We start from the raw sequence: 19,217 nt of genomic DNA on the forward strand, positions 1-19,217 counted from the left end.
CCCAGTGCGGGGGCGGCGCGCCGCGGCGCCCCCAGGCTGGTGCGCGGCTCATTCACCCGGCCGCTCCTGCAGCTGCGGCGCGCCGCGGGCGTCCAGGCGCGCGCGGCGCAGCTTGCGCACCTGCCGCGCCTTCTTGCGCCGCATGTACCAGTAGTGCGTCCGATCCAGATATAGATAGATCACCGGCGTGGTGAACAGCGTCAGCGCCTGCGACAGAATCAGGCCGCCGACCATGGCATAGCCCAGCGGACGGCGCAGTTCCGAGCCGGCGCCGTGGCCCAGCATCAGCGGCAGGCCGCTGAGCAGCGCGCACATGGTGGTCATGATGATGGGCCGGAAGCGCAGCAGGCAGGCCTGGTAGATCGCCTCGCGCGGCTCGAGCCCCTGCTGGCGTTCGGCCGCCAGGGCGAAGTCGATCATCATAATGCCGTTCTTCTTGACGATGCCTATCAGCAGGATGATGCCGATCAGCGCGATCACCGACAGGTCGTAGCCGTTGGCCATGAGTATCAGCAGCGCCCCCACGCCGGCCGAGGGCAGGGTGGAAAGGATCGTCAGCGGATGGATGTAGCTTTCGTACAGCAGGCCGAGCACGATGTACACCGCTACCAGGGCCGCGGCGATCAGGTAGGGCTGGGTGGCGAGCGATTCGCCGAAGGCCTTGGCGGTGCCCTGGAACGAGCTGACCAGCGACTGCGGCAGGTTCATCTCGGTGGTGGCATTCTGGATGGCCGTGACCGCCTGGCCCAGCGCCACGCCGGGGGCCAGGTTGAAGGAAATCGTCACCGCCGGGAACTGGCTCTGGTGGCTGATGGACAGGTAGCCGGTCTTGGTGGTGTCCACTTTGACGAAGGTCGACAGCGGCACCTGTTGTTTGGTCAGCGGCGAGGTGATGTACAGCTTGCTGAACAGATCCGGGTCTTCCTGCAGGCGCGGCGTGACTTCCAGGATCACGTTGTAGCTGTTGATCTGCGTGAAGAACTGCGCGACCTGGCGCTGCCCGACGGCGTCGTAGATGGTGGCATCGATGAGCTGCGGCGTGATGCCGAAGCTGGATGCGCGCGCACGGTCTATGGTGATCGTGGCGGTGGCTGCGGAATTCTGCTGGTCGCTGGCCACGTCGGCAAGCTGCGGCAATTGCTTCAGGCGCTCGAGCACCCGCGGCGCCCAGGTGTTGAGCTCGTCCAGGTTGGCGTCGGTCAGCGTGTACTGGTACTGGGTGCGCGACAGGCGCCCGCCGACATTGATGTCCTGCCCGGCCTGCAGGAACAGGCGGACGCCTTCGACCCTGGCCAGTTGCGGACGCAGGCGGTTGATGATCTGGTCGGCGCTGGCGGTGCGCCCCTCGTCCTTGGGCTTGAGGCTGATGAAGAAGCGCCCGGTGTTGAAGGTGGGCTGGTTGCTGCTCATGCCTATCTGGGTGATGTCCGGGTCTTGCCGCAGCACGTCGGCCAGCTTCGTCATGCGCTGGCTCATGGCGTTGAACGAGGTGTCCTCCGCGGACTCGGCGAAGCCGAAGATGTAGCCGGTGTCCTGCTGCGGGAAGAAGCCTTTGGGAATCACGATGAACAGCAGCACCGTGGCCGCCAGGGTCAGCAGGAAGCTGCACAGCGTCAGGAACTGGTGGCGCAGCACCAGGTTCAGGCCGCGCCGGTAGCCGTCCAGCAGCTTGTCGAAGCCGCGCTCGAACATCTGGTAGATGCGGCCGTGGGCCTGCTTGTGCTGGTCTTTCAGGAAGCGCGAACACAGCATGGGCGTGAGCGTCAGCGACACCAGCACTGACACCACGATGGTCAGGGTCACGGTAATGGCGAACTCGCGGAACAGCCGGCCGACGATGCCGCCCATTAGCAGCAGCGGTATGAACACCGCGATCAGCGACACCGATATCGAGACGATGGTGAAGCCGATTTCCCCCGCGCCCTTGTAGGCGGCCTCCATGGGCGACATGCCTTCTTCGATGTGCCGGTAGATGTTCTCGAGCATGACGATGGCGTCGTCGACCACGAAGCCCACGGCGATGGTCAGGGCCATCAGCGAAAGATTGTCCAGGCTGAAGCCCAGCAAATACATGATGGCCACGGTGCCCAGCAGCGCCAGGGGCACGGTGGCGCTGGGGATCAGGGTGGCCGGCACGCTGCGCAGGAAGACGAAGATCACGCCCACCACCAGCAGGATGGACAGCAGCAGCGTCATTTCGACTTCATGCACCGAGGCGCGGATGTTCTGCGTGCGGTCGATCAGCGTGGTGACGTGCACGGAAGCAGGGATCGAGGCCCGGAGCCGCGGCAGGGCGGCCTTGATGCGATTGACGGTGTCGATCACATTGGCGCCCGACTGCTTGGTGATACCCACCACCAGCGAACGGCCGTCGAGGGCCGTTTCGCCGGGCGGCGCGGCGCGGCCGGCAAAGGCCCAGGCGGCCTGCTTGACGTCTTCGGGCCCGGCGACGGCGCGGCCCACGTCCTTGACGCGGATGGGCGTGCCGTTGCGGTACGCCAGCACCACATCGTTCCACGGCTCGGCGCTCAGGATCTGGTCGTTGGTGTAGACGGTGAAGCTTTGCTTGGGCCCGTCTACGGTGCCCTTGGGCGCGTTGACGGTGCTCTCGGCAATGACGCCGCGTATGTCCTCCAGGCTCAGGCCCAGGGCGGCCAGCTTGTCCGGATCGACCTGGATGCGTACCGCGGGCTTGAGCTGGCCGAAAATGTTCACCAGCCCCACGCCTTCGAGCTGCGAGATCTGCTGGGCGATGATGTTGTCGGCGTAGTCGTTGACCTCGGTGATGGGCAGGGCGTCGGACTGCACCGACAGGATCATGATCGAGGCATCGGCCGGATTGATCTTGCGGAAGGTGGGCGGGGTCGGCAGATTGGGCGGCAACTGGCCGGTGGCGGCGTTGATGGCCGATTGCACGTCCAGTGCGGCGCCGTCGATGTCGCGGTTCAGCGAGAATTGCAGGGTGATCTGCGTCTTGCCCAGCGAACTGATCGAGGTCATCTGCGTCAGGCCGGCGATCAGCGAGAATTGCCGCTCCAGCGGCTGGGCCACGCTGGAGGCCATGGTCTCGGGATTGCCGCCCGGCAGCTTGGCGGTCACCTGGATGGTGGGGAAATCCACCTGCGGCAGGGGCGCCACGGGCAGCAGCGGGAACACCGCCGCCCCCAGCAGGAACAGCGCCACCGCCAGCAGCGAGGTGCCGATCGGGCGTTTGATGAAGTTGGCGGAGATGCTCACTGCGCTTTCTCCGCTGTGGCGGCCATGGTCTGCACCTTGGTCACGTGGATACCCGGGCGCAGCTTGTACTGCCCTTCGACCACGACGCGCTGGCCGGCGGCCAGGCCCTTGTCGACGACCGCGATGCCGTCCTGCATCACGACCACGTGCACGTACTGCAGGTGCACGATGTCTTTGTCGTCCAGCACGTAGGCGTAGGTGCCGTCGGGGCCGCGCTGTATCACTTCGGCCGGCATGACCAGCGCCTGCTTGCGCACGCCCAGGTACAGGCGCGCGTTGACATACTGGCCGGGCCACATGTCATGCACCGGGTTGGGGAAGCTGGCCTTGAGCTGTATGGTGCCGGTGCTGGTGTCCATCTGGTTGTTCAGCAGCAGCAGGCTGCCGTGTCCCAGGGGCTGCTGGCTGTTGCGGCTATAGGCCACCGCCTGCAGCGGTTCTTTGCTGGTGCGCATCGCATGGTTGATGTCGACGAAGAAATCTTCCGGCAGTGTGAAGACCACGCCGATGGGGTCGATCTGCTTGATCACCACCAGGCCGCCGGCGTCGGTGGCGTGCACGATATTGCCCGGATCCACCAGGCGCTCGCCCACCCGGCCGCTGATGGGCGCGGTGATGTGGGTGTAGCTGAGCTGGGTGCGGGCGTAGCTGATCTGCGCCTCGTCGGCTTGCACGGCGGCTTCCAGCTGGGCGACCTGGGCGCGCTGCGTGTCCAGGGTCTGGCGTGTGGCGGCGTCCTGCTTGACCAGTTCGGCGTAGCGCCGCAGATTGAGCCGGGCATTGGCGAGCTCGGCCTGATCCTTGGCCTTCTGCGCCACGGCCTGATCCAGCTGCGCCTGTGCGCTGCGTGGATCGATCTGGGCGATGAGCTGGCCGGCGCTTACGTCCTGGCCTTCCTTGAAGCCGACCCGGTCGAGCTGGCCGTCGATGCGGGTGCGCACGGTGACGCTGTGCAGCGCGGTGACGGTGCCCACGCCGGTGAGGTAGATGGGCACGTCTTGCGGCTTGACCTCGGTGACGGTGGCTTGTACGGGGGCGTTGGCGGCGACCTTGCTCGGCCGGGCGTCGCTGTCGTGGCGGCTCATGAACCAGATCAAGCCGCCCAGCAGGATCAGCACCGGCAGGCCGGTGGTCAGCATGGAACGTCGCGCGGAGGAAATCTTGCTCATGAGGCTTTACTCGGATGCTCGGGGTTCGGGGCGCCGCCTGTGGAGCCCGGGGCGGGGCGCGGTGGTTCGATTTGTGCGGCGTTCCAGCCGCCGCCCACGGCCTTGATCAGCGCCACGCTGGCGATGAGCTGGCGGCCGTGCAGTTGCGCCAGGCTGCGCTCGGCACTAAGAGCCAGGGCCTGGGCGGCGACGACGTTCAGGTAGATGCTGGTGCCGGCGCGGTACTGGGCCAGCGCCAGGCGCTCGGCCAATTGCGCGGATTGCACCGCCTGTTCCTGTGCCGCGGTTTCGTCGTGCAGAATGCGCAGCACCGCCAGATTGTCTTCGACTTCCTGGAAGCCGGTTAGAACCGTCTGCTTGTATTGGGCGACGGCCGCGTCATAGGCCGCGACCGCCGCGTCGCTGCGGGCCTGGCGCAGGCCGCCGTCGAACAGGGTCTGGGCCAGGGCGGCGCCCAGGGCCCAGACGCGCCCGGGCACGTCGAACCACTGTACGAAGCTGTCCGAGCTGTAGCCGCCCGAGGCGCTGAGCGTAAGAGCGGGGAAGTAGGCGGCGCGAGCCACGCCGATGTTGGCGTTGGCGGCGGCGGCGCGGCGCTCGGCGGCGGCGATGTCGGGGCGTCGCTCGAGCAGCTGGCTGGGCACGCCGGTGGGCGTCTCGGGCAGGCGCAGCGGCAGCGACAGGGTCTGGGCCGGGTTGCTGGGCGCGGGCGCCAGGGAGAAGTTTGCCGGTGCCTTGCCGGCCAGTATGGCCAGGGCGTGTTCGAGCTGGCTGCGCTGGGCGCGCAGATCCAGCGCCTGCGCCTGTGTGGTGCTGAGCTGGTTCTGTGCCAGGGCGACGTCCGAGCGCAGCGCGACGCCCGAGGCGTATTGGCTCTGGGTCAGTTGCAGCGCGCGCTGGTAGGCGGCGATGGTGCGGGTGTAGAGGTCGATCTGCAGGTCGGTGATGCGCAGCTGCATGTAGTCTTGCGCCACGGCGGCCTGGATGCTCAAGCGCGCGGCGGCGAGGTCGGCGGCGCTAGCCTGGCTGGCGGCTTCGCCGGCCTGCACGCTGCGCCGTATGGCACCCCAGAGGTCGGGTTCCCAGGCGGCGCTCAGGCCTACGGAGTAGGTGTTGCCGAGCTTGGGGCCGTTGGTGTTGGTCTGGGCGCGCTGGGCGCCGGCGCCGGCGCCCAGGGTGGGCCAGAAGCCGGCGCGCGCGGCGGCGGCGGTGGCTTGCGCCTGGCGGTATTGTGCCTGGGCCTGCTGGATGTTCTGGTTGGCGGCGTCGGCTTGTTCGATGAGGCGATCCAGGGTGGGGTCGCGGTAGGCTTTCCACCATGCACCGTGCGGGTCGATGCTGCCCGGGCTGGCGCTTTTCCACGGGCCGGGCTCTTTGTAGGCGGCGGGGATGTCGAGGGTGGGACGCACGTAGTCGGGGCCGGCGGCGCAGCCGGCCAGCGCGAGGGCGATGGCCGCGCAGGCCAGGGCGCGGCCAGGTCGCGCCCTAGGGTGTTGCGGCTGCGGGGGTAGGAGCATGGCAGGGGTTGCGGGCGGAGGTTGTCAGGGTTGGACGGCGGGCCGGCGGTGGGCGCGGGGCATGCTGCTGCTAAATAACCCAAGACTTTACGCTTTGTTGCAGGACTTGAGGCTGTCTCGAATATGACAGTTTTGTCAGTTTTCTGCTTGTTTGTTTTTGCGTCGTTGGTCGGGGTTTTTAAGGCGCGGCTCCGGGAGATACTCCATTCTCTCCGCTGGTTTTGTAGGCGGGCGGGAGCCGTGTGGGTTTTGGTTCGTCGGCGGGCTGGTTCTTCAGGCGCGGCCTAGAACGGGGTACCTCCTTCCGGTTCGATACCCCACTCACCTCCAGGAGGCACCCCGTTCTCTCCGCTGGTTTTGTAGGCAGGCGGGGGCTGTGGGGTTTTGGTTCGTCGGCGGGCTGGTTCTTCAGGCGCGGCCTAGAACGGGGTACCTCCTTGCGGTTCGGTACCCCACTCACCTCCAGGAGGTACCCCGTTCTCTCCGCTGGTTTTGTAGGCAGGTAGGGGGCCGTGGGGGTTTTGTTCGTCGGCGGGCTGGTTCTTCAGGCGCGGCCTAGAACGGGGTACCTCCTTCCGGTTCGATACCCCACTCACCTCCAGGAGGCACCCCGTTCTCTCCGCTGGTTTTGTAGGCGGGTAGAGGTATTGGGCCTTGGTTCGCCGTGGGATCTGGTTTTTAAGGCGCGGCCTGGAATGGGGCGGTTACGGGTTGATGGTTTCGGGGTTCGCTCGCTCGGCGGCTATGCGGCGGCGGTGACGCGGCCGTAGAAGGGGTAGCTGGGGTCGTTGTAGCGGGGGACGGACGTGTGGCCGGGGGTGACCAGGCTGTCGACCAGGGACTCTTCCTCGGCGGAGATGGCCACGTCGATGGCGGGGTAGTAGTCTTCCATCTGGGCCAGGGTGCGGGGGCCGGCGATGACTGCGCTGATGTTGCGGTTGGCGAGTACCCAGGCGGTGGCGAAATGTCCGGGCTTGATGCCGCGGGTTTCGCAATGCTGGGCGAGTTTTTGCGCAATGAGCAGCGATTCTTCTTTGAACTCGGTTTCCATGATGCGTTTGTCGCCGCGCGCGGCGCGGGTTTCGGGGGCGGGCGCTTGGCCGGGCTGGTACTTGCCGGTGAGCACGCCGCGCGCGATGGGGCTGTAGGGGACGACGCCCAGGCCGTAGTGGGCGCAGGCCGGCAGGATTTCGACTTCGGGGCCGCGGTTCAGCAGGTTGTAGTAGGGCTGGCAGACGACGGGGGCGGGGACGTTGAGCCGTTCGCACAGGCGTATGACTTCGGCGATGCGCCAGCCGCGGAAGTTGGAGATGCCGTAGTAGCGCAGCTTGCCGGCGGCGATCAGGTCGGCCATGGCGCGCAGCGGCTCTTCGAGGTTGCCGTCGTGGAAGTCGCGGTGCATGTAGAGGATGTCGATGTAGTCGGTATTTAGGCGGCGCAGGCTGTCGTCGACTTCGCGCATCAGCCAGCTGCGCGAGTAGTTGGCCTGATTGGGTTTTTTGCTCATGGCGTTGCCCAGCTTGGTCGCGAGCACCCAGTCGTGGCGCTGGCCGGCCAGCAGTTTGCCGACCATTTGCTCCGAGCCGCCTTTGCTGTAGACGTCGGCGGTGTCGATGAAGTTCATGCCGTGTTCGGCGGCCGAGGCGACGATGCGGCCGGCTTCTTGTTCGTTGGTCGGGCCGGCGAACATCATGGTTCCCAGGCACAGGGCGGAGACTTTCAGGTTGCTGTTACCCAGACGGCGGTATTGCATGTCATTTCCCGATGTGCCGGCGCCGGTCGTGCCGCCAAGGGCCGCCTGCGCGCAGCGTGTTGATCGAGCCGCGGTTGCGGCTGTTATTGCGGCTGCAGCTAGGCTTAAGTCAGCCACAGTCTCGAACTTTAAATAGTACATAAAAACCACGGTGTCGCACGCGGGAATTTTCCTTTCGCTCCGGTGGCTCCGAGGTCAGCGTGCTTCTCGTGGGTCGCGATTATGCGGCGACCATCGGCAGCGCGATCTTGGGGAAGGCCTTCAAGGTCTTGGCGTCCATCGTCATCAATTCCGTTCTGTGCTCTTCGACTGTCGCGGCAAGCTCGCAGTTATATGCGGAGCAGCCGCTGGTGCGCACCAGTTCGAGCCGAGCCTCGAGTCGGGCTCGTATTCTGCGCCGTTGAATAAGCCTTTGGCCTCGGACTGCATCGAGTAGGCCTGCCCGCAGGCCATACTGCCGCGCCGCAGGCATCCGGCAGTATGTTGCGGAACTCTCATGGATTCGCGGTAGAGCCTTGTGCTTCGCTACGATCCGCTTCCACGCAGATGTTTCCCCAGATGTCTACTTCCAATCGCTGACCAGGCGCAACGACGATGGTTGAACCCTCATCTTCGATAAGCAATGGCCCACAATGCTGAGTTCGTGGTGCCAGTGTGGAGCGGTGCAGCACCGGCGACGAGTGCCAGCTATGCTCGGGGCCGAAGTAGGCGTCCCGCCGAGCATCACCGATGCGATCGGAAACCTTATCCGAATAGGCCGCACCGGCACCCGAGCGGCTTATTTGATACAGAGTCACGCTCCAATTAACGACCTCGACTGGGCTGTCGGCGGGTGGCCGACCAAAGCGGCGGACGTGTTCCTCCACGAATGCTTGAGCGAGCGATTCTTGGGTAAGCGGATCTGGCGCGCCGACACGTACTTCATAGGCTTGCCCGCGCAGACGCATGTGTAGTACGTAGCGCGTCTGTAGCTCGTCCCCAAAATCGGCCACTGAAAGGGCAATTGATCTTCGCAGAGCGGTGAGCCGCTGTTTCAGACCTTCGGTGCCGAGATCTGCGAGGAGTGCCACTTCGGTGACTGTCTTCTCGATAGAGCGGGGCGCGAGCAGCAGTCCGACCGCGGAGGCTACGCCAGCGTCGGTGGGTAGAACCATTCGGCGCGCGCCGAGCTTGGTCATAATCTGGCCAGCGTGGGCCGGGCCTGCGCCGCCTGTGGCGATCAGCGTGACCGATGCGGGATCAATGCCATGTTCCACGCAATGCAGCCGGATCTCGCGTGCCATGTTCTCATTCACGATGTCGTTGATACCCCACGCTGCAGCGACGATGTCGTTGGTGCCGGTATGTTCGAGTATGTGATGGCTCACCGCTGCCTCGGCTGCTTTCCGGTCGAGTCTTAGCGAACCTCCGGCAAAATAGCGGGGATTCAGATAGCCGAGCAGAAGATCGACGTCGGTGACCGTCGGTTTGTCGCCCCCCCGTCCGTAGCACGCCGGCCCCGGTTCGGACGCAGCGCTGTTCGGGCCTACCTGCAGAAGGCCGAGGTCGCCGATCGATGCGATGGATCCTCCCCCTGCACCGATCTCGATCAAGTCGAGGCTTGGCAGCCTGAGCGGCAGGCCGCTGTGTTTGGTGAAGCGGGCGAGCCGCGCCACTTCCAACTCATCGGCGATCACCGGCTCGCCATCCGTGATGAGGCAGGCCTTGGCCGTTGTACCGCCCATGTCGAAGGCGACGGCCAGGCGCTCGCCCCGCGTCTTTGCCGTGTGCGCAGCCGAAAGAATGCCGGCCGCCGGCCCGGATTCCAGGATGCGTGCAGGCAGTTGGCTTGCTTCGGCGGGCGTGCACATGCCGCCGTCGGATTTCATGATTCCAATGAAGCCCTTGAAGCCCGAGTCGTTGAGGAATCCCTTCAAATCGGCCAGGTAGGCGCTGACGTTCGGGCCTACATAGGCATTGATTGCCGTTGCTGTGAAACGTTCATATTCACGGATAATAGGCGCGACGTCGCTGGACAAGCTGACATGTAAGGCCGGCCTCAGCCGCCGCAGCATGTCGCCGACGGATCTCTCATGCTCTGGGTTGGCATACGAATGCAGAAAACAGACTGCAACTGCATCAATGTTCTGGGGAAGTGCCGCAATCGCCGCCTCCGCGCCTGCGATGTCCAACGCATGAATTACTTCACCGCGAGCACCGACGCGCTCGTCGATGCCGATGCGTTGTTCGCGATCGACCAAAGCAGGCTGAAGGTCGATTTGCAGATCGTATAGGTCATAGCGATCTTCGCGTCCGGTTTCCAGGATGTCTCTGAAGCCGCGGGTCGTCAGTAGCGCGGTCACGGCGCCCTTGCGTTCGAGCAGCGTGTTGGTCGCGAGTGTGGTCGCGTGGATCAGCGAATCGAGTTTGGCCACCGGCGTACCCGACGCCTGCTCGAACTGGCGCAGAGCTTCAGCAACGCCCTCCAGCGGCGCACGCGGCGTGGTCAGCACCTTGCGGGTGATGCGCGTGCCGGTTGTGGTGTCGATTGCCACGAGATCGGTAAATGTGCCGCCGATATCGACGCCAATGATCCAGTTCACGTTGTTCCTTTCTTTCTTCATGAATAGGCGCCGGCTGGCGCGGCAGTGTTCACATAGCCTTGTCGGCGGTCGTGCTCGACAGCGGTGGGATCGCGCTTGGATGGAGGCCCATAGCCGCCGCCGCCGGGCGAATCTAAAGTCACGCTCTGTCCAGCCGGCAGAGGAAGCGGCCCCGGCAGGTGCTTGATGAGGCGGTCGCCAATAATGATGCGCGTTGGCGCGCCCGGCATTCCGCCGTAGACTCCTTGGGGGCCGCGGTCGAGATGTTGTGCGATCAGTGATACTGTGGCTTCGCCATGCAGGCAGCGGATCGAGATTCGCTGGCCGAGGCCGCCGCGAAAGCGTCCTGCACCGCCAGAGTCAGGTACCAGTTCTTTGGTCTCGACAAGCAGAGGGCAAGTGCTTTCGATCATTTCAACGGGAACCGCCTCGGTGTTGGTCGGGAAAACCAGGGCCGACGGCCCATCCTTGGTCGCTCGAGCGCCAAATCCGCCCATTACGAGGATCGGCGCAAAGTACATACGGCCATTCCTTGGATCTGTGCCGGAGACATTGATGATCGGCCGCGGTGACCCACACTCCGCGATCGCTCTTTCTGGCATCAATTCCTTCATTGCATTGATGACCAGCATCGGAATATAGTGCCCGACGAGGTTGCGTGCCGCACCCGCGGCGGGAAAAGTGCTGTTGACCACGCTGCCTTTGGGCGCTTCGAGCCGGATCGGCCGCAGCACGCCTTCGTTGAATGGCAGGCGTGGCGCGAGCAGGCACTTGAGCGCATAGACGACGTAGGCGCGCGTGTAGGAGTAGCAGGAATTGATTGCGGCTTCGATCTGTGGCGTCGAGCCGGCGAAGTCCATTACGATCTCGTCGTCCTTCACGCGAGCCTCGAGCCGAAGTTCGAAGCCCTTGCCGAGCACGCCGTCGGATTTGAGCGCAGTGGCATAGGCGCCGTCTGGCAGCTGCGCAATGGCTTGGCGCATATAGCGCTCGGTGCGGGCTTCAAGCTCGGCGCAGACCGCATGAAAGCGGGTGACACCAGTTTCGACGCATAGGGCACTGAGGCGCGTGCCGATCACGGAGACCGCGTTCAGCATGGCTCCCAGATCGCCGAGCACTTGCTCGGGCATGCGGACATTGGCTTCGAGGATTGCACGGATTGTTGGGTCGATGCCGTCGGCGTTGGCGATGCGCAGTGGAGGAAGGCACAGCCCCTCTTCGAACACGCTTTTCGAATCGACTGCAAAGCCGCGGCCTCCGATGTCGGTCAGATGGGCGACCACGGCTGCGAGTGCCACTGCATGGCCATTGACATGGATTGGTGCGAGCAACGTCAAGTCGAATAGGTGTCCTGTGCACAGCCAAGGGTCGTTGGTACCGACCACTTCGCCGGGTTTCAGACTGTCGACGGGAAAGCGGGTAAGCAGATTGCCCACGGTGTGGGTCATTGTGCCGAGAAACACGGGTACACTCTGTGCCGATTGCACGACCGTCGCGCCGTCACGACTCATGATCGCGCAAGCGAAGTCCTTGGCTTCGCGTACGATATGGGAGAAGGCACTGCGGATCAGCGCGCCTCCCGCCTCATCGACGATCGACTGCAAGCGGCCACGGGTGATCTCGATGCCTACGAAGTCGGTCGGTTCGGGAGTAACCGAATCGTCAAATGAAGATGTGGTCATGCGTGGCCTCCGGCCACCTTTTTCTGCTCGGCGCCTTCATAGCCGGCATTGGTCTTGCCCTCGTAGCTCTGGCTTGCTGACTCGACGGTGGCCTTCTCGATTTCCCAAAATTCAGGCAGCCCGATCGCAGCCTCGACTTCCTCCCGTGTAATACGAGCCAGTTCCGGATCCATCGCGGCGATGCCGGTCTCTTGTACGCCCCGGTAGAGCTGCGTCACAGCGGCGACTGAAGACACGATGGTTGCCAGTGGATAGCAGATCATCTGAAAGCCGAATTTGCGTAGCTCCTCGGGATGCATGCCGTTGTAGTAGGTCGTGGTTAACATGACCAAGTCGTCGTCCGGATATTCCTGGCGAAAGCGTTCGACCGACTCGCGGTTGCGCGTCATCGGCAAGATACCATCGACCCCGATTGCCTTAGCGGCGCGTGCCCGCTTTGCGGCTTCCTTCCATGAGCCTCCTTCTGCGTTGCCTGCGTCGGTGCGTGCGAAGATCATGAAGTCCTTGTCGCGCCGCGCCTCGAGCGCGTATTCGAGCTGTAGCAGAAAATCGTCAAGCTTCACTACGTGCTCGAGCCCGCGGTGGTAGGAAGCCCGCTTTGGGAAGACCTGATCCTCGATGTGCACCATGGCAATGCCGGCGGCTTCAAATTCGCGCACCGCTCGCATGGCGTGAATCGGATCTCCATACCCGGTGCCGGCATCCGAGAAGATTGGCACGTCGACGGCATGAGCAACCCGGCGTGCGGCTTCGACCTGCTCAGTCATAGTCATCACCGGCTCCGGCGTCGTCAAATGTGCGGCGGTCATCCAGCCCGCGCACTGCAGCGCCTTGAAGCCCATGCGTTGCAGCACCCTGCCGGTGAGCGGATCATGGGCGCCCGGCAACAAAATGGTCTCGCCGGTTTCGATTAAGGCTCGCAGTTTGGCGCCTGCGGATTGCAGATGGTTCATGTCGTAGTTCCTTAGGATAAAACGTTGCCGCTCTCGGTCTGCCATAGGGGCGCGTCGTAGCGTTGAGTCCGGATATCGGTGTTTCTTAGTCCATCTTCGTCAGGCCTGCCGTCTTGATCTCCTTCTGATATCTGCGGCTGCTCTCGGCCATGCGGTGTCTGAATTCGGCGGGGGTGGAGACCAAGGGCGTCATGCCGATCTTCTCGAGGCTCCGTGCGAAGTCCGGTGTTTGCACGATATTGGAGATTTCCTGCGCATACTTCTGTACCACTAGCTTGGGCGTGGCTGCGGGTGAGAGGATGCCTTGCCATATGCCAACGTCGAATCCCGGCAGGCCTGATTCCTCGAAGGTAGGGATCTCCGGTAGCGATGCCAGCCGTTTTGAACCGGACACGGCGATTGCCTTGAGTCGCTTGCTCTTCACGTAGGGCACGACATTGACGGGCGGGCTGAAAAACAGCTTCACCTGGCCGCCGATGAGATCCGCCACGACTGGCGCCGCACCCTTGTATGGGATGTGTGACATCCGAATGTTTGTCATTGCAGCGAAGAGCGCCCCCGCGAGATGCAGTGAATTGCCAATGCCGGGCGAGCCGTAGGTGAGTGAGCCTGGTTTCGCCTTGGCAAGCTCGACCAACTGCGACACGGTATTGGCTGGTACCGAGGGGTTGGCCACTAACAGTAGTTCGCTCTTGGCGATCGTAGCCACAGGCGTGAAGTCAGCCACTGCATCGTAGGGTACATGGTAGAGCAGTGGCGTGATCATGTGAGTGTCCGACACCGACAGGATGGTATAGCCATCGGGTGCGGCTTTGGCCACATACTCGGTGCCGATAATGCCGTTGGCGCCTGGGCGGTTGTCGACGATCACCGGCTGGCCCCATGCTTTTGTGAGTTTGGGGCCGAGTAGCCGCGCAAGTGTGTCGTTGGTGCCGCCTGGCGTAAAGGTGACCACGATGTGAATAGGGTGGCTTGGGAACTTATCCTGGGCTGCCCTCGTTCGAGTCGACAGGCCGGTGATCGCCGCAGCACCCAGGACGGCGAGCGCGTCCCGGCGAGATGTGATTTTCTTCATGATACCCTCTTGATCGAATCGGACGTAACGGTGGAATGAGGAAATGCATGGCCAAGATCGAGTTGCGAGCACAGCGCTGAGATGTCGTCGAGTACGTCGAGTTGCTGTACGCAGGCCAGGATCGATTTGCCGCGTCTGTCTGGTAGTTGCTCTGTCAGACTTAGAAACTTGGCCTCGATCTGTTCGTGTGAAAACGGATGTTCAGGCTCGCCTAGCGCGTTGTCGATCTCGCCTTGGCGACAGCTGCCATCGTGCATAACGATCTTGATGGACGCACCCCGCTTGTCGGGAAAAGCTAAATCGAGCTTTGGGTCGGCTTCGACCTCGGTGCACGCCATCAAAGTTTGGATTTCAGGATCGCCAAGTGCGGCATCGGTGTAGCGAAACACTGAGGATTCGCCATAAACGAGTTGCGCCGCTACCGCGAACGCGACACTGTATTGCGCCTGTTTGCCGTTTGCCGGCAGTGCGATCTCGTTTGCAAACGTGGCCGAGTCGACGCGAATCTTGATCGCTGCGATTCGCCCGGCGACCAGTCGTTCACCCTGCGTGAGACGTGCGATCAAGTCGACTGGCGCGTGATTTCCGCGGCAACCGCCGTGGATTTTGGTATAGACTTCGGCAATGCTGAAGCGCTTGCCGAGCTCATCGGTCAACGCGACCGGGTCTGGCTTGGCCGCGAAACCGGGCAGGAAGCCGTTCTCGAGAATCGATTCCGCACCGGGCACACCCTGCGCCGCGAACAGGGTCGCCAGCACGCCCGATTCGGCGCTGCGTGCGACCTGCAGCGGTTGGCTTGTGGGGCTTTTCGACGACTCCTTGAATCCGACTCCGAGCGTGCACGCGATCGCCAACGAGTCCGTGGACTGTGCTGGAGAAAGATCCATCAGGCGCGCGCAGGCGCTCGCCGCGGCAGCGGCCCCGATCACGGCTGTGCTCTGGAAGCCACGCTCCAGCAGAGAGGGATAGAGCGCGCGACCCAGGCGCAGGAAAATTTCATATCCGACGGCGACGGCTGCGATCAGCTCCCTGCCGGATGCTTGTCTCGATTCGGCCAACGCCAGAGCGGCCGGAATGACCACACACGCCGGATGACCGCCTGTATACCTCGAACCGTCCTCGATGTAGAGAGCATGTGACATGAATGTGTTGAGCAGAGTCGCATCGCGCACCGACAGTGGGGTACCCACACCCCATGCGGTGCTCGGCCCTGGGTTCTGAACCAGCGGCAGCAGGTTTGCGTGGCAACCCAGTTGGTAGCCTGCGAGCGCGGCGCCGAGCAGGTCGAGAACGCGCAGCTTCGCGGCTTCGATTACTTCCACTGGCAGATCGTCGAACGTCGTGCTCGCAATGAATCCGCCGAAATCGTTTGCGAGCATTGCCTAGCCCCCCGTCTTGATGTGGGCGTCCTTGACGACCCTTTTGTACAGCGCAAGTTCGGTGGCGATCTGCTTGGAGAATCCAGCTCGGGTGGAGATGAACGGATCCGATCCCTGCTGTGCGAGTTTCGCTCGGATGTCAGGCTGTGCCAAGATCTTGTTGATGGTGGCGGCAAGTTTGCCGACGACAGGCTGCGGCATGCCGGCAGGGCCGAGCAGCCCGTACCATGCCCGTACGTCGAAGCTCGGATAGCCCGATTCGGTGAATGTCGGCACATTAGGCAACTCGCGGAAGCGTTTCTTGCCCGAGACGCCGATTGCGCGTAGCTGGCCCTGTTTGATATAGGGTAGGACGGCGATGATTGGAGAGAAGTTCATCTGCACTCGGCCTGCGATCACGTCGATAATCGCGGGGCCTGTGCCTTTATAGTTCACCTGCCGAGCATGCGCTCCGGTAGCAAGGTTGAACATTTCGCTTGCTAACTGTGTCACGTTGCCGGTGCCCGAGGAGGCGTAGTTCAGTTCCCCCGGGTGCGCTTTGGCGTACGCGATGAACTCAGACAGATTGCGCGCAGGGAATGCAGGATTGAGAACGAGAACTTGTTCTGTGCTCGAGATCGTCGCGATCGGGGTGAAGTCGGCAAGCGGATCATACGGTAGCCGCATCATGGCCGGCAGGATGACGTGAGAGTTTGATGCCAGTAGCAGGGTGTAGCCATCTGGTGAGGCATGTGCGACGTAGGCGGTGCCTATGATTGTGTTTCCGCCGGCGCGGTTTTCCACAATTACCGATACGCCCAATTCTTTAGTCATCTTTGGAGCGAGCAGGCGGGCCAAGATGTCTGTGGTTCCACCGGGTGCGTAGGCCGTGACCAATCGGATCGGGTATTTCGGATATTTATCCGGTGCGCTTAGCGCGAGCTGACTGGTACTGATCGCGATAGGAATGAACGCGGCTCCGATCATCGCTGTTCTGCGTCGCATAGGTCGTCTCCTAATATTTTTCGGATAAGTTTAGGGAGCACCCCGCTTTCCATCAATACATATAATGCTTAAATCAGGTATGACGGAAATGTTATGGAAACGAATATTTCGGTGAACCAATGGAGGCTCTTCATATTGCTGGCCCAGCACGGCAGCGTGACGCGCGCGGCAACGGCGCAAGGCATTGCTCAGTCGGCGGTCAGCAGGCAGTTGTCGTTGCTCGAGCGCAAGTGCGATGGCCGCCTGTTCCACCGTACTGGTCGTGGTCTGGCTCTTACCGAGACGGGTACTTCTCTGTACCCTCGCGTTCTCGCTTGGCTTGATGAGGCTTCGCAGTTGGCGAAGGATGCGAGGACGAGCGTACGCCGTCCGTCGGGGCTGGTGAGTATCGGCGTTGCGGTGTCCACTGCGCGACCGCTGATAAAAATGGTATTCCAGCGAACGCAGGCGCTATTTCCAGATATTCGTATTCGCGTTGTCACGGGCTCCAGCCAGAACCTGAGCGAGTGGCTGCAAGGTGGCCACATCGATATCGCCATTCTTTACCGGTACGGCAGGCCTAACGAGGGCGAGACCCCGCTGGGTAAAGTTGATTTCTTGCTCGTGGGGCCTCCGGGGGATGAGATGACGGCCAACCCGACGATCCCTTTCAAGAAGATTCACCGCGTCCCGCTAGTTTTACCCGGCACGCCGAATCACTTTCGGCATTTACTTGACCAGTTGGCGCGCAGAAAGCAGATAGAACTTTCGGTGGCTCTTGAATGTGATTCGCTGAATCTTCAGAAGAGCATCATCGCGGAGTCTCGCTTAAGAGCCATCATCGGCTTTCGTGCCGTAGAGGAAGAACTGCGCACTGGACAGCTCACTGCCTCGAAGATCGTCTCGCCGACCATGACATACACGATTGCTCTTTGCAATTCGACGGTGAGGCCAACTACGCTAGCATGCCGGGAAGTTTCCCGATTGATACGGCAGTGTTCCGACGAGTTGACTGTAGTATCGAAGTCATTGCCGTAGCGTGATAGTCGCTTGAGCATACTGACAGGTAGAGCCGGTGAATGCGTTGGAAGCAAAGCCTCATGTCTGCGGCGATTAAATTTCTTCGATGCGACCTTCACACGGGTCTTGGCGCGCTCTGTCTTTCATTTGCTGGATACAGTCGCACGCGAGAATTGGACAAACCCTGCCGGCGCCGGCTCTGTTTCACGTATCCTAAGCCGCGGTGCGCAACTGGAATTCGTGAGCGTGCTCGATAAGCAGCCGCGCCGAGGCATCGCCCTGGGTTACCGCGCCCTGCAGCCGCAGTTCGTGCTGGCCCATGTGCTCGGAACCTCTACAACTTCGACCCGTTGCTGATCCTCCATATGGTGATCGAGGCGCAGGCGGATCGCCCAGGCTCCGGCGTCAACCCGTAAGAACCTTGCTTGGAAAGTTGCCGGTGTTCCTGTTCTAGCGGTGCCAGGCTGAGCAGTGCGAACGGCTTCCGCAGATCTTCCTGGATCTCTCCCAGGCCTAAGACTTCAAATACCGTGGTTTCCAGGCCATGGTGGCGCAAGAACGCCTGCGGGAATAGTACACTTGTATCGACCTGCAGGGTGGTTCGCAGGCAGCGTGCAATTTGAGATGAGGCCCCCGTTGACAGGAAAATTACATGACCAGCATCAATAGTGCATTCGAACGCGTGTCCAGCGACCTGGTGGCGCGCGCCCGTGAACTCGCTCCTTCCATCCTGTCCGACGTCTGCGGACGCCGCGGCGCGCTGGCCGGGCGTATCCAGCCGGTAGCGCCGCAAATGCAGGTTTGCGGGCCGGCCTTTACCGTGGAGCTGCGCCCGGGCGACAACCTCATGCTGCATGCCGCGCTGGTACTGGCGCAGCCCGGCGACGTCATCGTTGTCGACGGCAAGGCCGACGCCAGCAGCGCCCTGATGGGCGAGCTGATGTGCGCGCACGCGGCGGCGGCCGGCATCGCCGGCGTGGTGATCGACGGCGCGGTGCGCGACGTGGCCAGTCTGCGGCAGGGCAGTTTTCCGGTGTTCGCGGCGGCGGCCAATCCCAACGGCCCGACCAAGGGCCTGGGCGGGCGCATCGGCCATCCCGTCTCGATAGGCGACGTGGCGGTGCAGCCCGGCGACCTGGTGGTGGGCGATGGCGACGGCGTCATGGTGGTGCCGCGTGCGGAAGTGGCGCGAGCCCTGGAAGACGGCGCGAAGAAGGTGCAGGCCGAGCAGGCGCGTTTGCGCGACATTGCGGCGGGCAAGCTGGTCTATGGCTGGCTCGAGGGCGCGCTGCGCGACACCGGCATGCTGGCGGCCGATAAGACGCTGCAGCAGCTCAGGGACGAATTCGCGGGGAAATAATGGGAGGTGCGCGGGGCTGCCCGCGGCCGCCTGCGGCGGGGCATGAGGCTATGGGCCGGGGCGAACGCGCTTGCTCCGCTGTGGGCAGCCGCAGCTCGCCCCGGACGGGCGGGTCTTTATCCGCGGCCCGGCGTCCTTGGCGCGGCGCCCAGCCCCGGCATTCAGGTTGCCGGGCTTGGGGTAATCGTTCCGTGATGTAACAATTTTCCCGGCCGCAGAACCTTCTCGGCCCGCATTTGTCGAAGTTTCATGAGGAAAATTACGAACGGCGTGGCGAAACGCCTGATATTTTCGCTCTGTGTGTTGGGTGCCTTGGGCGGCTGTGCGGTCTACCCGACCAGCCCGGGATACGCCTATTACGACGGCTATGGGTATGCCGCGCCCGCTCCGGCCTATGTCGGGCCGCCGGTTTACTTCGGCCTGGGTATTTGGGGCGGCGGCCCGTACTACCACCATTATCACGGCTGGCGCGGCGGGTGGCACGGCGGCTGGCATGGTCACGGCGGCCGCGGGCACCGCTGACATTG

14 protein-coding genes are annotated in these 19,217 nt (G+C 63.1%); 4 read left to right on the forward strand and 10 right to left on the reverse strand.

The genetic code is table 11. The features are described from left to right. Positions 1-48 precede the first annotated feature (48 nt). The 4 genes from CEY11_RS16250 to CEY11_RS16265 all read right to left on the reverse strand — a co-directional run bounded on the left by CEY11_RS16250 (position 49) and on the right by CEY11_RS16265 (position 7,676). On the reverse strand, positions 49-3,237 hold the full coding sequence (locus CEY11_RS16250) for an efflux RND transporter permease subunit (protein WP_088604464.1): 3,189 nt from the start codon (positions 3,235-3,237) through the stop codon (positions 49-51). After that, entirely contained in the window at positions 3,234-4,406 is a 1,173-nt protein-coding gene (locus CEY11_RS16255) for an efflux RND transporter periplasmic adaptor subunit (RefSeq protein WP_233154923.1), read from the reverse strand. The genes CEY11_RS16250 and CEY11_RS16255 overlap by 4 nt, the downstream gene beginning before the upstream one ends. Further along, on the reverse strand, positions 4,403-5,923 hold the full coding sequence (locus tag CEY11_RS16260) for an efflux transporter outer membrane subunit (protein ID WP_143322892.1): 1,521 nt from the start codon (positions 5,921-5,923) through the stop codon (positions 4,403-4,405). The genes CEY11_RS16255 and CEY11_RS16260 overlap by 4 nt, the downstream gene beginning before the upstream one ends. Positions 5,924-6,665: 742 nt before the next feature. Beyond that, positions 6,666-7,676 (reverse strand): aldo/keto reductase, encoded by a 1,011-nt coding sequence (locus tag CEY11_RS16265; protein WP_088604465.1) that lies wholly within the window; start codon positions 7,674-7,676, stop codon positions 6,666-6,668. 200 nt (positions 7,677-7,876) lie between these two features. Here CEY11_RS16265 and CEY11_RS25190 point away from each other — a divergent pair, with 200 nt between their 5' ends. Further along, complete coding sequence (locus CEY11_RS25190) at positions 7,877-8,080, forward strand: hypothetical protein (protein ID WP_143322895.1); 204 nt, start codon at positions 7,877-7,879, stop codon at positions 8,078-8,080. A 90-nt stretch (positions 8,081-8,170) separates the two neighbouring features. On the opposite strand, the gene CEY11_RS16275 is transcribed toward CEY11_RS25190, so the two are convergent. The 6 genes from CEY11_RS16275 to CEY11_RS16300 form a co-directional block, all read right to left on the reverse strand. Next, positions 8,171-10,279 (reverse strand): hydantoinase/oxoprolinase family protein, encoded by a 2,109-nt coding sequence (locus CEY11_RS16275; protein ID WP_088604467.1) that lies wholly within the window; start codon positions 10,277-10,279, stop codon positions 8,171-8,173. Further along, positions 10,276-11,940 (reverse strand): hydantoinase B/oxoprolinase family protein, encoded by a 1,665-nt coding sequence (locus CEY11_RS16280; RefSeq protein WP_088604468.1) that lies wholly within the window; start codon positions 11,938-11,940, stop codon positions 10,276-10,278. The genes CEY11_RS16275 and CEY11_RS16280 overlap by 4 nt, the downstream gene beginning before the upstream one ends. After that, positions 11,937-12,893 carry an isocitrate lyase/PEP mutase family protein gene (locus CEY11_RS16285; protein ID WP_158215343.1) on the reverse strand — a complete coding sequence of 319 codons (957 nt, stop codon included), beginning with the start codon at positions 12,891-12,893 and terminating at the stop codon, positions 11,937-11,939. The genes CEY11_RS16280 and CEY11_RS16285 overlap by 4 nt, the downstream gene beginning before the upstream one ends. Positions 12,894-12,978: 85 nt before the next feature. Next, positions 12,979-13,968, reverse strand: a complete 990-nt coding sequence (locus tag CEY11_RS16290) for a Bug family tripartite tricarboxylate transporter substrate binding protein (protein WP_088604470.1) — start codon at positions 13,966-13,968, stop codon at positions 12,979-12,981. Continuing rightward, complete coding sequence (locus tag CEY11_RS16295; protein ID WP_088604471.1) at positions 13,965-15,347, reverse strand: MmgE/PrpD family protein; 1,383 nt, start codon at positions 15,345-15,347, stop codon at positions 13,965-13,967. Before CEY11_RS16295 ends, CEY11_RS16290 begins: the two co-directional genes overlap by 4 nt. A 3-nt stretch (positions 15,348-15,350) precedes the next feature. Beyond that, complete coding sequence (locus CEY11_RS16300) at positions 15,351-16,331, reverse strand: tripartite tricarboxylate transporter substrate binding protein (protein WP_088604472.1); 981 nt, start codon at positions 16,329-16,331, stop codon at positions 15,351-15,353. 93 nt (positions 16,332-16,424) lie between these two features. Between CEY11_RS16300 and CEY11_RS16305 the strand changes: the two genes are divergently transcribed. From CEY11_RS16305 to CEY11_RS16320, 3 genes are all read left to right on the forward strand, one after another. Further along, positions 16,425-17,348: a LysR family transcriptional regulator gene (locus tag CEY11_RS16305; protein WP_088604473.1), complete on the forward strand. Its 924-nt coding sequence runs from the start codon at positions 16,425-16,427 to the stop codon at positions 17,346-17,348. A 634-nt stretch (positions 17,349-17,982) separates the two neighbouring features. Continuing rightward, positions 17,983-18,690 (forward strand): RraA family protein, encoded by a 708-nt coding sequence (locus tag CEY11_RS16315; protein WP_088604475.1) that lies wholly within the window; start codon positions 17,983-17,985, stop codon positions 18,688-18,690. Positions 18,691-18,939: 249 nt separating this feature from the next. Beyond that, the gene (locus CEY11_RS16320; protein WP_088604476.1) at positions 18,940-19,212 is read left to right on the forward strand and encodes a hypothetical protein; all 273 of its coding nucleotides are present in this window, start codon (positions 18,940-18,942) and stop codon (positions 19,210-19,212) included. The last annotated feature ends 5 nt before the right edge of the window (positions 19,213-19,217 follow it).

Origin of the sequence: Candidimonas nitroreducens (assembly GCF_002209565.1) — a bacterium.
Taxonomy (GTDB): Bacteria; Pseudomonadota; Gammaproteobacteria; order Burkholderiales; family Burkholderiaceae_B; genus Candidimonas; species Candidimonas nitroreducens.